This window comes from Arsukibacterium sp. MJ3 (assembly GCF_000987765.1).
GTDB lineage: Bacteria > Pseudomonadota > Gammaproteobacteria > Enterobacterales > Alteromonadaceae > Alishewanella.
Window position 1 is genome coordinate 17,492 of the sequence record NZ_LAHP01000019.1, and the last position, 14,547, is coordinate 32,038.

The following is a 14,547-nucleotide window of genomic DNA, read 5'->3' on the forward strand; positions in this document are numbered from 1 at the left end:
AGGCAGATTCTCCTTGAGGTAAGCTAAAATTATTCTTAAAGCACTACCTTTTGATTCAACACTTTTTCTAGGGATGTGTGTATGTCTTGTTGCATATTTCTAGGTAATTGCTCTATACGCTTCATTATTCCATCTACTGAAACTCGGTCGGAACGCTCTTGAAGCAGCTGTTCAATTTCACTAGTAACATGAGATTCAGAGTCATTTAAAATATGTGGCGGTTTTGAAATTAAAGCAAGATACCTTAATACGGTTTGCGGCTCTAAAGCGGCAATATTATCAAGTTTTTGAAACTGAGCTAACCAAACCTGAACATCTAAACTACGTTTTTCCTCCTCTAAATTGAAAAGATGTTTTTTAACCATATGTAGCATATCGTTTAGCTTTTCACTGTGCTCATCGGACAAGAAAGTTGGTGCAAACTCCAATTCAGTTTTGAGCATTTGTGTTCGTTGAGCATCAAGTGTTAAGACTTCCGATGGTGACAAGTATCTTGCATCAACCCATGTTTTAGAGCGCTGTTTAACTCTATCAATACGCTCTAGTGCAACCATTTTATATATATCTTCAGACCAAACTGGTTCAGTTCCTTTAGCTTCGAGTTGCTCAATATAATTTCTCTCGTGCTCAAAACTTTGCGCTATCAAAAGCTCCTGTAGCCTAGTGACACTAATTTCTCTTTCTGTCCAACCGCGAATGTCATTTAGAATAAATTTAATCTGGAAAATAATATCTTTAATTTCGTTTTCGTCGCGAGTATCTGAAAACACCTTTTGAAGGTGTTCTGCTTTTTGCAGGATGTCATTAAGCTCTTGCTCGCTTTGTGGTGCATTATAAAGCAAACCCAATTCTTCACGCTTTTCTAACTCAGCGTTTTTAAGAACCTTTTGACGTGCAGATATAATTGCAACATGAGCATTAATTTCCTCTGAAGTAAATGTGGCAGATGCGCTTTGCATAGTTGAAATCAATTGATCACCACGGGCATAATCATCTCTTAATGTACGAACCCGCGTTGAAGCATTTGGCGATGGCTGCCGAGGGTAGTCAGCGCATTGAGCAAGAGTTAATTGGTATTCTTGAAGTTTTTCAACACGGTGAATCGAACTAGTTGTTTGCTTTCTGAGGGCTTCTGAATACTTTGTATAACCTAATGATTCTAACGCTCGAGTGTTAAATTCCATTTGTTTACGGAAATCAGAAACATTTGTAAGACTGTTACAAGTTTGCCTAGGAATCCATGAGTCTAAATTATTGGAAAGTAAATCCTTTGAATACTTAAGATGCTCTTCACATTCAGAAAGTAATTTTACCGGCCAAAGCTCACTAGCGTCCATATCATCAAAGGCTTTTAATAGGTTATAAGAAAGACTAAGCATTTTATTCACATTTAAATTTGCCCCTAATCTCTCCAAATCTTCCTCATACTTATTTAGTTCTGATTGCTTAGCATTAACTTTTTCGTTAATTTTCGAACCCAAATCTAACCAATAACGAAATGTTCCTTCTAGCGACTCAGGATACGGCTCGACTTTGTTAAGATTTACTACTTTGTTTACTAAATTTATTATTTCTTCATATTTAGTCTCTAATTCAAAGTGATTGAACAAATCTCGCCATTTAGAATCACCACTCTCAGTTAAGAATCTCAGGGTAGTAGCTGCTAAGGATTCTTCATTAAAGTGATTACTTTTCTTAAGAAAAATAAGGTTTATCCAATCTACCGACGAAATAAGTTCTTTTTTGTACTCCAGCCGCCTTGGTGGAACATCTAAACCAATTAATAACGATATAAGTAAGCCCGCAGAAGCAGAATTCATCCCAAAAGGCGGTCGAATTAGAGTTTGATAACTATCAATTAGAGTTTTAGAAGTATTTTTTTGGTGAGCTTCAAGGAGAATCGAGAACGCATACTTAACACTAGATTCCTGAGGAACAATCAGCTTTCCTGAGGGAGATATTGCTTTCCACGATTGCGACATCAATGTATGAACACGATTTCGCAATCGCACGGGTTGAGATTGGATCCATACCGCATCAACCTGCTTACAGATTAGTCCTCGCATTAAGGCCGCACTATCTGGATTTCCTCCACCTGCATTTCGATTAGCAAAACCATCAAAATAAAACGGTAATGCCTTTGTATAAATTGTTGAAAAGATAGCCTCTCCAATCTTTTTCAACCTACCTGCTGGTAATTCTTTGAAACCAGCAGCCCAAAAGTCATTCTGCTTAATCAGATTTTTTAATGCATTTGTTGAGCCTGCTTGTGAGCGCTGGAGTTCATCAGGAATGAAACGACGAAAGCGCTCTTTGTCCGCGTCTGTGAGAAGCTCCTCTAAAAGATATAATCTACTCAAAGAATCGATTAACGAAGTGTCCTTATCCTCTAATCCAATCACCAAAATAGGTGCAATCTCAAGCTGGTAGCGAACTAATAATTCCGTGAATGTTGATTGGATTTCCTGCTCTATTGATAATTTACTTTCAGCACTATCAATATAGAGATAAATAACTTTTCCTTTTGCATCAGTCGGCAAATACGACTCAGACCAGTCCTTAAAAGCTTGTTTTATCGCATTTGATATATTTCCTGCATGAGCATAAGACGCTTCAAAAAACCAATCTTGAGTAGAGATGTTATTAACTGATCCAAAGTCAGTTTCAATACTTTCAAGTACACCCTCACTTGCAGCACGCCGCATGAACAAGTTACGTTTATCATTACTTTTGATAGCTAATTGTTGTTTTCTTAGCCATTGCTGGAACTGTCCTCGACTTGCTCCATCAGACAATAATTCATATTGACCTAGTTCTTTATTCCACTCTAAAGCGCCTAGTTCAGCAAGTGTACCCAACGCAGTGAGAAGGTTGTCATCAGTAAGTCCAGTAGCTTCATTTAATAAGACATTAGCAAAATCTTGCTTTTGCTTACCCACTCGCATTTTTTCTAAAGCTGCAACACCGGCAAGTACGAGTTGTGTTGATTTATCAAGATGCCCACTAAATTTCTCAAGCAAAGCTTGAAGTGTTTCGGCAATTGCCCCACCCACTTCTCGCTCTGCCGCTACAAGTTCTGATAGCATACTGCCAAGTACTAGCTCTGCTGCACTCACTTGCTTAATTACATTATTCTCAATGATACTTTCACTTGAAACACGAGAAATTGTATCTCTTATAAAAGTCAGTGCAGAGCGAGACTGAACAACATCCTTTTGCCTAGTCAAAAACCAAACAGCTAAAGGATGAAGTGGCCAACAACCTCGACCGATGACTTCGGCAAAACGCTCTCGGTCCTGCCAGACTGGATATCTTGAAAAAGAAGGCAAACAAATAGACAAATTGCTGTGCGTATCCTCAAAACACCGCTTTGCATTTGCTTTAAATAAAGCAGCATCTAGTTTTGCTTCATCCTTATGTATCATATGAGCAAAAATAGTCTCAAGATTAGTTGATAAGTACCATTTTTTTGCTGTATCGAAACGAGTTATGTAACGCTGTAAATGACGCAACCCGGCACCACTAAAACGTTTAAGGTAGGTTTTCAGCTCATATTGAATAAATCCTATAAATTGAATTTTGTCGCTATTATCCTGGATACCTTGGAATATCTGTTGCAGTGCAGCATCACCCGCAAGGTGAGGTTTATCTGATGCATACTCAAGATATCTACCGAACTCGTCAAACATGATTATAACTTGTGAAAATGGACCTTCTTTTCCACAATACAAATTGCAAAGTGTTTCAATGAGCTCTTGACTCGACTCCTGACCCTCTATGGGTATTGGTTGGCCATTTGCTTCAGAATAAATGCTATCAACTAACTCATAAATAAACTCATCACTTTCTCTTAAACGAAGACAGATCTCATCCTCCGTTAAGTCAGGCAACAGCTTATTAAAACGATCGAGCCTGATAATAAAATTTCTTTCTACAAACTTGCAAGCCACATCAAAACGAGGTGATAATTTACGAAGTGGCTCGGAATCAATATTATGAATTGCAAGCTGTTTAAACACCGCCTGGCTTAAAGCATTACCAAGATGAAAGCCTGACATGCCATCTAGTGGCAAAATCAAAGCAGGTTTATCAAGTTCTGTTAATTGTTCTTCAATCCGAGCGCCAATCACTCCATCTGCGCTAGATAATTGGCTAATCACTTTTTTAGCCGTTAAACTTTTAGGGTTTGACAATAACTCTGCACATGCCAAAGCAAGATGCGACTTACCTGAGCCATACCCTGCGACGACTAACCAATAGGGATTGTTTTCAATTCCAGATGAAGTCTTTAAAATAGAACCAAGTAAGTCTTGAACAAAACTAGCGGTGTCTTTTAGTTGGTATTCACCATCTATACCATCAGACAAGGCAGAACTTGCTCCATGATAACGAGGCCCGTGAAAAACAAAGGACTCAGCGGCTTTTTGTGCTTGCTCAGGCCTTTTCTGTAACCAGCCTAGTTGAACTGCACCTTCAAAAAAACGTTCATCATTAAAGCGAACAACACTGCCAATATCCATATCCATATCCATATCCATATCCAACCTTAAATCAATTCGCTATAAATTAAATTAATTACATCAGCAGTACTAGCTGTTCTAAGCGCAATAGATTCGCCCGTTTGACTATCAAGCTGAATCATTTCACTATCTGACATCCAGTTAAGCCAATGTCTCATCTCTTTATCAGTCCAATGCATGACAGTAAGCATTCGAGTGCGTGAAAAAAACTCGTTTAATGACGACTGTTTTTGCCCTGCAAAGAATTCATCCCAAAGTAAGAACATATAAGCTGCATAGACAGGAAAAAACTCTACTTCTTGAGGTGCTTTACTACGAAAGTAATTCATTGAGCTATTCAATGTAATGGCCTTTGTAAGCCCCAAGCAACTATCTTCTTCATATGAGCCCAAGATAACCTTACTCATTCTTTTTCTTGACGCGCTCGCACCATACCTTTCTTCAATGAAGATCGAATAATCACTCGCAGTAAAACTAGTGCCTAGTCTTATTTCTGATAGGGAAAATAAAGTAAACCATGGGTCTACTACTCCAGAATCTGAAGAAACTAAATCCTCTGCACTTAATGGTCGACAGAGCATTAAATGTAAAATCCAAAGACTCACACATTCGCTTAAAAAAGGATCTTCATTTAAAATCTGATTACCAAGTAACGTTAACTTAAGTTCCCAAACTCCATATTCCTTTGAAGCAGTAATCAAACCCATACCAATAGCATAATATATTATTGGTTCAACTTTACCCGAGCTATCACCGGTTGGAATTCCAGTAGCCTCACTAATCTCCGATTTATCTCCCACTCCACTAGCTTTCACAAATTGGAGAAGCAAAGATAGCAACCGTCGTTCAGGTTTGAAATCTTGCATAAAGCTAAGAGGTAATGTGATTACAGAACTGTATGATGCCATTTACACTCCAAATACTCGATTCTCGAGCGATGTAACGGAAATTAAAACTGGCTCCTCGATCAAATTACCATTAGATTTTTCAACAGGACCTAAAGACCAGCATTGACCCTTTTGCAATTTGCTTAAACGACTAACCCATTCGGCTTTATTAACATTCGGGGTAGATTGGGCCAGTATTTGAGCGAAACGATCAACCTCTGTTGTTGCTGGTTTAAAAAATAATTTATGGCCTGCTTGGAAAAGACGATCTCTCTGTTCTTGATTAAACTGGCTCGTGGTTTGTGTCGCTAAGATAAGTGACAAACCAAATTTTCGACCTTCGCGTAACATTTTGTCGATAGGTGAGCCATCGCTGTGATCAAGGTTCTGTATTTCATCAAGGACGACAGGAATAGGCCTATCTTTATTACCGGTACTTTGCACATAATCCCATAAATCCCATAACGCAAATTCCGTAACAATTTTTTGAATATCCCGGTTTAAACCGACTAATTGAAGTACGTGAACCCAATTATTTGGTGTCTGAAGCATCTGTTCCCAAGCTTGATCGTTTGAATCACTAAACAACTTGCTATCGACAAAAGGTTGCAGCTTATTAGCAAGAGAATCACCTTGTTTATTTTCTTCACGTAATGGTGTTAATAACTTCTCAAAATTGAAATTCAAGTCATTATCTAAACCTGCAGTAAGCGTTTTAATTAAAGCTGCATACTGTTGATCACCAATAGTAGGAAATACGCTTTTAAAAATACTAGAAATTCTACTCGCAACATCAAAACTTGAGTCTTCAATTGCTGGCATTGAAGGGTTAATTACAACCCTCTGCTTTCTGAAGGGGTTTAAAGGTAGCTTGCCAAGTTTTACGAAATGATCTTCTGGCAAGGTATAATCTTTGAAACATTTTTCAACTTGGTCTGGCATAAAACCATTAGTATAATCAATTATGAATGACCGTACTTTTTGCTTTGCTAACTCTGAAAGTAAGCACTGAATACCATATGTTTTGCCAGAACCTGATGAGCCAAAGATTAACAAGTGTCGATTAGCTAGTTGGGGATGACCAAAATTCCAATATACAGGTTCGCTATTCATACGCTCACCAATAAGAATTTTTTCAGGAACATGCGACTTTATTGATATTGTCGGACTTTGACCAGCTCTCATGTCAGAAGAGCTGATATCTATCTGCTCACTAGGTAATAAAATAGTAATATTTTTTTCTGTTTCTGTTTTTGATTCTTTTTCACAATTTATAATATTGTCTGCAAATACTTTAGTTTTATTGATCGAGTCCACTTCATGATCAGTAATACTTTTTTCAGAACTAGTACCAGTTGCAATCAATGTGTCGATTAACCCAACATCATTACTCGGAATAATGCTATTATTATTGCCACTTTTTAAAACATGCTTCGAAGCGCGAATAGTAATCTTTGAGCCACTATTATCAAGTAGCGTCGGATTCGTATCATCCGATAACAACTTTGAAAGGACTTTATACCCAACAGTGACATGCTTTGTTGAGAAATTATTATCTATTTTAAAACCTGAACTGATTACTGCGCTAGACGGTAAATATTCTTTTATCGAGTGATCTAAAGAATCATCATCTGTCCAAAATGTAAAGATAGAACTCCTCCAATGAATTTCAAACTCACCGTCAGCTATTTGTTCAAGTGCATAGTCTAGCTCTCGCCATTGATCTTGTGACAGCTGTATTTCAGTTCGCGAACTCAAGGCTCTATGTAATTGAGCCCACCAGTACCGACGGTCAAACTCGCTAGTATTAAGATTTTCTGTTTTAGGAGCCAACAATGACGGTAAATAGGTAAGACCCACGTTTATTTGTTCAAGAGCTTTATTTAAATGATCATTGCTAGTTTTAGCTAACTTACATTCAACTAAATTAGCATGAATCAATGGGATATCATTTTCCCTGAGCTCTAAAGTCATCTGAAGTAAATCAGGACGTAAATTTGTCTCGTTATCTGCAAACCAATGTTTAAAATCATCCAACGGCAATAACTGTGACATTACTCCTTTAGGTGCTTTTAAAGCACGGTGAATAGCAGCGAAACCGATAACCTCTCTAATCTGCTCTCCATCACCAACGACAGCTCTCAATGAAGTTAAACCTACTATTTTTTCAAGCTCTTTCACAACATTAACCGACATGGTTTCCAGTACAGTAATATTTTCAAACTTAAATATAACTTTTAAGCGGCTTGTAATAATTCTAACTAAATCTGTTAATTTACCTCTCTGGCTAGATACAGTAAGGTTTAACTCTCCGAATGAACCTAAACCTGAAGAAAATCCTACAATATTTCTTAGCTCATCATGGTCTGTGATTAACATTTTTTTATCTACAAACGGATCGATACATGCTACCCAATACCCTCGATTGTGGAGCGCCTCAATTGCCGGAATCCAAGGCTGAAAATCAACTCGACCATAAATAATATGATCACTATTTTCTTGACCGTTGTAACACAACCTTGCCGACATATCAGCATGACGCGTTTGAGCGCGCAGACGACGATTACTAATCAAATTTTGCCGAATATACTTTTCAGCTAAATTTATTGGCCGAGGATACTCAGCTACTGGGAAAAAAGAACAATCATCAAAACTAAACTCAAAGGCTCTAGCTTGGTCAATACGTCCCTTGAGGCCATCTTCTAAAAAATGAAAAAGAAATGCTATGTCATAGTTTTTATTTTCATTTTCTAGTAGTGAAACAATGCTTTTTTTAGAAGAAAATTTATGACCAATACTGAGTTGAACACCCCGATTTTTTTCATCAAACCTTTGTTTTAGCTGTTCTTGCCATAACTTTAACCGGTTTTCCATTACCATCGGCGATGATGAGCAAGTATAAATCATAACTGTAAAATGAAAATCAACTGTAATATCCGACTCAGTTAAATATTTTTCTAAAAAGTAATCTAAACCCGAAAGAATCGTTTGAAGATCTTTTATATTTACCGCTAGGATACTTAAACCATCATGTGAATGAGGATATAACTTCATGTAGTCTTTAATCACATTTGAGACTATTTTTGTTTCTTGGGACGGACGAATACTCTCTTTAATTTCCCCATCATCATCATTATCAACCTCTCGAAGAAGTGTTTGAACCGCTAAGCTAATCTCACTTTCAGGTTTGAAGCCCAGATAATGCAACAATCCGTAAGATTTTATATCTGCAGAAAGAGTATTTTCGCTATTGACTAAAGCTGAAATAGGTCTTTTAATTTGAGAAAGATCAAGCAACCGATTAAATGTCTGTTCATAATCGCCACTGACTACTAATTTACTTAATACCTCAGGGAAACCATCGATTAAAAAACGAACTTTTGCATTCATCTGTTCTAGAACGGCAGGAGATAAGCCCCAAGCTATAGCAGTTGATAAATACGAGTCATTAGGTTGACAGCTTTTTTCTACAATAAAAAACGCTTTATATAAGCGTCTGAGTAATTCCTGACTCCCTTTATATTTTTTAGTTAATGCACATTCCATTAACTCGATATATTTTTGCAATAGTCTGTTTAATTGATTATTTACTGTAGTGTAAAACCCCTGCTTATAAACTATATCTAGCCAATCTTTATACGCTGTAGTAAAAGTAAGGATTTTATTATTTAGTTCTAGTTCAAGCTGATTTGTAGGTAGGTCTTCGATCAAATTTATAATTTCAAAATCAGTAATCGATTGACTAAGTAACCGATTTGCTTCTTCCTCGTCAGATGCATAAAAAATTGCCGACATGTTTTCTGCCGGAATTCTAAATGCAGGTAATAGACGAAGGGAGTCATTAGATTCAAGCCATTTTTGTCTAACTAAGCGAACACATTCAGCCATAACACGCTCAGGTTGAGTCGATGGTATTTGCCAATAAAAGTTACTAACAAAACTTTCGTCTTTATCATTTGTCATTACAAGAACTCTAAACAATAGCTTTGGTCTTGAGTGACTAACTCTAAAACTTAAATTCTCCAAGTCAAAACAGAAAGATACCGGCAACTCCCTTGTCCAGCTGTTACTAGAAAGCAGAGCTTCGTCATGATCACAAGGGAGGCAACAGTTAAGCTCTTCAAAAATAGAATCCAATCCTCCAAGACAGCCAATTAACAGAGTCTCCGCGAGCTCACGACTATCAATACTATCTTCATGATCTGCCACCATATCGTGATCAAAATGAACTATCTCTATCACTATCTTTTCTATTTGACTTTCTATAAGTCCGTTTTCAAAAATAGCCTTGTAAGAAACTAAGGTATCTTTTATCCCAGACAAAAAGGACTCTAATGCTGAACTATTAAAGGACTTTGTTGTTTTTTTAGATTTTTTTTCTTTAGCATCTTTGATATTCAAAGTTTTTAATAGAGGTAAAATATCAGTGCTTAATAGCTTCGAATGAGCACGTTCATCTGCCTCAAAAATAAATCTTTTCAATACGTCTAGATAATCTTCAATAGTTATAAATTGATTAGCAGCATTAATTACTGTTGGTAAAACAAAATCCTCACTAGCTATCCATTTTTCAATTTTAGCCCAATCTTTCTTTTGATTTCTTTCAGTTTTATATATCTGATGCGAAATAAACTTATCCGCCTGTTTAAGGAAGTCAGAACCTTTTTGGCCTATATAGCCCTCAAATAATATTGGTGGGATGCCCCAAAAAGGAAGAACATAATAAAAACGCTCGACTAACTCTTCAAGTGAATAAAAGGCATGTTCATTGACTAAACTTTTCTGAATAAATCTTGCAAAGGTAATCAATGTTAAAGGGCGCAATTGAATTAGTTCACAAAATGCACTATTTAATGGCTCTAGAGCAGACTCTGAAGCATCAATACCAAGATTTAGACATAATTGATTTAACCAAGGAATAAATGATTTTTTCATTTTATGCCAAATTTTAGCCTCATCAACTTTGTGAAAATCTGATAAACCGCCTTGATCTGTTGCATGATTTAAACCGACTAAAACTATTATTAAGTTTTCGGTACCTTCATCATGTACCGTTCGATTTCTATACCATGTAAGTTTATCCTCCTCATCAATCCATAATCGCTCACCTTCAAAACCAATAGCGCCCAACTTTGACATCGTTTGTTGTAATTCTTGGTCTCCCCCTAACTCACGACACCACTCATTCCACAAGCCAGTAGATATACGCAAATAACATTTTAAAGAATGATTTTTTTGCTGCTCAAGCTGGAAATTTTCTAGAGATGCGAACAGCTCAAACGCTTCTTCAGGTCCCATGCTTTGTACAATGAATCGAGCCTCTCTAGACTGTAAATTAGAATGAAGCATCTGAATACAAGATTCTTTTAGGTAATCATCAAGCGATTTGACGAATAAATTCATTCTATAATTCCTTGCTGCTTGAATTGTAGACAATAGATACCGCATCTGATAGTTCCACTAAAAACCCTCCCTGCCTTAGTGCCTCCTCAATCCACAAGGATTCGGTAGTCATTGCATAGTCTTTCGTATCATTTGAAATAGATGACCACTCAATAGCAACTGATAATTGCTTACCAGCCAACGCAATACCGAAATGGGCAAATATACGTCTGTAAAACTCTGTCAATCGAACACGTTCCCCTGGTTTTATAACGGCTGCAACTAAGAGACGAAGTAGAGTTGGGGATAAAACAAACCGTTGACCCTGACCATTTTTGGGAATGATTAGTCCAATTTCTTTACCTATTTTGCGAAAAATTTTAAAACCGTGGTCATCAGCTTCCTTCATACTAGATTCAACGCCTAAATGACCGCTGTGAACTATACGTAAAACCCTAAATAACATACCTTCAATGATTTCAAAGGACGTTTGAGAGAGACGACGACTAGCTGAATCCTTAGGAGTGTCCGGAGTGGAGACTATCCATGCATACTCTCCCATAAAACCCGTCGTAATTTTTTCAGATTGACTTAAACGCCTAGCTTGAAAAGACAGACTACGAAGTACATGCAAACAACACAACATTTGCATCATGTCCAACTTTTCCAATTCATTTAAAGATGAGCAACATATATTATTAAGCTCTTGAGCGAATAAGAATGATTCCGGAACCGAGGCTCGGGGCACCCACCCTAAAGTGGCTTTTTTTGGTTTATTGTCATCATTTAGAGTCACATCACTTAAAGACTTTTCTACAAATGAAGCTAATTTATCAATCTTCTTTAAAGAGCCAGAGAGAAGGTTTTTTAAATTTTTTTGCAGCAAAAGCTTTAATTGACTGACATCAGTAAAAATTAAATGACTATAGCTGTCGTTATTTTCGATATTCAGTCTCTTTACAATACTCTCTGGCGATAAAGAAAATAAGTGAGCCAGCTGCAAAAACAATAACTCGCCTCCTCTAGCCATAAACAAATGCGCACTCGTATCAAAATATTCTCGAGAAGAATCCCAAGTATTTATACTAGTGTCTCTTTTTGCTGAACTATGCCTCCAAGCAACTTCTCTAGAAATTAAATGCTCTGAGGCAGGTAAAAAACTATGTGTTACCCATGTACGGTTTTTGGCAACACCTGTGAAACCATAAAATAAGCTTTGCAGAATTCGAATAGAATCATCTTTCTGATTATCAGTTCCACCACTTAATCTATTTTTAATCTGTATTAATGCATCAATATATTTTTTTTGATGCGAGCTATGTCTAGTCTCGAGCTTTGAGGATGGATAAAAAGAAAATAACTTCAAAGCAACATGATCTAAAGGATAATAAGCGGCCTCAGCAGCGCTTACTTCAAAAGTATAACTATCAGCTCCGTCCTTACTTTTCGCTGACAAAAACACCAATAGAAACTCTGCAAGATACTCCACAGGAGTTTGATCTTTATAAAATCGACGCCCATAAAGCATAATGGCAGCATTTGTTTTTTCTCCTGAGCCTCCAATAGTTGCACTTTCTGGAAAACGGTCTTGAAGAAAATTTTTAATGTCATTTATCATATTGCGATCTCCAAAACCGTCTGTTCCGAATTCAATGAAAAGTAATGAATTGAAACATTTCCATTTATTCCTGCTTTGATAATAGTAATTTCATCATCATCCTGTTCTCGTTCCGCCTCTGTGACACGTATTAACTCAGATTGAAACCAATCAATTTGTGATTGATATATAGGAGACAAAGATGAACCTAATTCACCTTTACTTCGTGATTGGATGTAATCGAACAACGGTAGTGATAGAGGTAACACCGCTAACCCTTTTCTAAATCGTAGAACAGGTAGGCGAGCAATATTGTCATAAGCAAGATCAAAATCTTTATAAGGTAGAGTGTCAATTACTAGCTGTGTAGGCTGTACAACATTTTGGTCTTTTCGCTGTAAAGTCAAAAAAAGGTGACCAGCCCCTGAAAATTGATTTGCGCTAAATCCTGTGAAAAACTCAAGAATCACGTTCAAACATAAATCGGTTAACTTTTTCATCTCTGATTTTGTAAAGTCGAGCCCTTTCAACTTCTTCCATTTATCGAAAAAATGCACTCCACTTGAGTTTAGAAAGCTTGTCAAAAAATACTCTGATTCATTATGTTTACTTTCTTTTGGCTGACCAAAAACATAATTCATCCTGCGAAGCGCGAAACGCCAACGCGCCCCCCTTGGATCATTCCCCCTCTCTCGCCAAGTATCTGTTGTATCTAAAAGCTCCTGAGGAAGTATTGCCCAATCTAAGCCCGTACTCGAAGTAAGTTGCCTTTCAAAATCGACTCCGACGGGTGCTCCGTATTGATGTTTACGTAGAAGCGAAATCGCATGAAGGTTGTTAGCTTTTTCACAATTACTACCAGCTTTATAACCGAAAAAGATCTCGCTAAAAAGAATATCTAATAAAGCATGTTCAGAGTTCGTTGATTCATGTGCACTTTCGCAGCTTTCCCCCCCTGTTAAACTATATGCGATATGAGCAAGAATCTGCCTTAATGTGAGGCGATGTTCATACGCGGTAAGCTTGGTATAAATCCAACGAATACGTTCTTCAACAGTTTCGATGGATTCTAGTAAAATATCTCGATTCTTTTTGATTGGACATTTCAAGTTTACTTGGCAAGTATTGCACAACTCCCAACTTGAATGCTGTACCAACTTAGTGACTAAACTTGCACCAAGCTCTACGTTATCAAGTCGGGTCAAATTGATGATTACAAGTTCTTTTTCAAACCCATTTATACGATGTTTTTCAGTTGTAATGAGCTCTAATGGCTCGTTTAACGCACTAAGTATCTTACTTTCTATTTGCTCATCTCTACCTAATGCAAGGTCTAATAAACTACTTAGCAGCGGCCCCGTATTACTAACGATTAACCAACTATCTTCTTGCTGAAAAGCTTCAGTAAGCCATCTTGCTCGTTCTTCCTTACTCAACTCACTCATATCTTTAATGATGCTAACCTGGGCGCTTTCAATTTGTTCTCGCACCTGCATAGGGGAGCCTAACTTCCCATGGTCGGGTATGTTACGAAGCTTTTTCAGTACATCTATCGCGACGGTAGACTTTCCATCACCTGCATGACCAGTAAGAATAACGACGCGTTTAGCTTCAGATGTCAACAAATCAAAAACCTCTTTAACTATCGGAAAAGGTTCGTAAATTGTTGGAAAGTAATCACTCATTGCTTGAGATTCCGCTAACGCGTTAGTGCCGTTTGCTGAAACATTGTGCAAGGAGTTTAAGTAGCTTACAAAAGGATTTGACATTTTTTTGTCCCTGAAATTATGTCATGGTCAAATAATAAATAGCGGCGAAACATATTAAAACCTTGATTTAATATGTTTTTATCATCAACTTACGCAAGTTATCAAGCCCATTTCCCGAAATTATTATATTATTTAATGATCTTATATTTAACTCACCAAAAAAGTGCCATTCCATATAGTGCAACTTATAAGTTAATATTTGCTAAACTCATGTTTTTTAAATACTAGTTCTACACTTAAATGATTTTTCAATCAAGTTATTTACAACTCTCTTACTCATTCGAGGTCGTTCATAACTAACAATAAAGTCAATTATTAAGTCTAAAGTCATCTTAAAACATTAGTTTTATCGAACGTATTCTGCTGAAATGCTCCGTTTGAAACAGTAGCCA

5 protein-coding genes are annotated in these 14,547 nt (G+C 37.0%); all 5 read right to left on the bottom strand.

The window, feature by feature from the left end:
* Nucleotides 1-35 precede the first annotated feature (35 nt).
* Genes VT06_RS13370 through VT06_RS17590 form a run of 5 tightly spaced genes read right to left on the bottom strand, consistent with a single transcriptional unit; the run spans nt 36 to nt 14,155 of the window.
* Nucleotides 36-4,532 (bottom strand): hypothetical protein, encoded by a 4,497-nt coding sequence (locus tag VT06_RS13370; RefSeq protein WP_161795042.1) that lies wholly within the window; start codon nt 4,530-4,532, stop codon nt 36-38.
* 14 nt (nt 4,533-4,546) lie between these two features.
* Nucleotides 4,547-5,428, bottom strand: a complete 882-nt coding sequence (locus VT06_RS13375) for a hypothetical protein (protein WP_052750273.1) — start codon at nt 5,426-5,428, stop codon at nt 4,547-4,549.
* Entirely contained in the window at nt 5,429-10,810 is a 5,382-nt protein-coding gene (locus VT06_RS13380) for an ATP-binding protein (RefSeq protein WP_046554824.1), read from the bottom strand.
* A gap of 1 nt (nt 10,811) precedes the next feature.
* The gene (locus VT06_RS13385; RefSeq protein ID WP_052750274.1) at nt 10,812-12,407 is read right to left on the bottom strand and encodes a hypothetical protein; all 1,596 of its coding nucleotides are present in this window, start codon (nt 12,405-12,407) and stop codon (nt 10,812-10,814) included.
* Nucleotides 12,404-14,155, bottom strand: coding sequence for a hypothetical protein (locus VT06_RS17590; RefSeq protein ID WP_052750275.1), 1,752 nt, complete (start codon nt 14,153-14,155; stop codon nt 12,404-12,406). Before VT06_RS17590 ends, VT06_RS13385 begins: the two co-directional genes overlap by 4 nt.
* Nucleotides 14,156-14,547 lie beyond the last annotated feature (392 nt).

Excerpts from the sequence above, each read along its gene's own strand:
- VT06_RS13370 (WP_161795042.1), bottom strand. The coding sequence starts at position 4,532 with ATGGATATGGATATGGATATTGGCAGTGTTGTTCGCTTTAATGATGAA.
- VT06_RS13375 (WP_052750273.1), bottom strand. The coding sequence starts at position 5,428 with ATGGCATCATACAGTTCTGTAATCACATTACCTCTTAGCTTTATGCAA.
- VT06_RS13380 (WP_046554824.1), bottom strand. The coding sequence starts at position 10,810 with ATGAATTTATTCGTCAAATCGCTTGATGATTACCTAAAAGAATCTTGT.
- VT06_RS13385 (WP_052750274.1), bottom strand. The coding sequence starts at position 12,407 with ATGATAAATGACATTAAAAATTTTCTTCAAGACCGTTTTCCAGAAAGT.
- VT06_RS17590 (WP_052750275.1), bottom strand. The coding sequence starts at position 14,155 with ATGTCAAATCCTTTTGTAAGCTACTTAAACTCCTTGCACAATGTTTCA.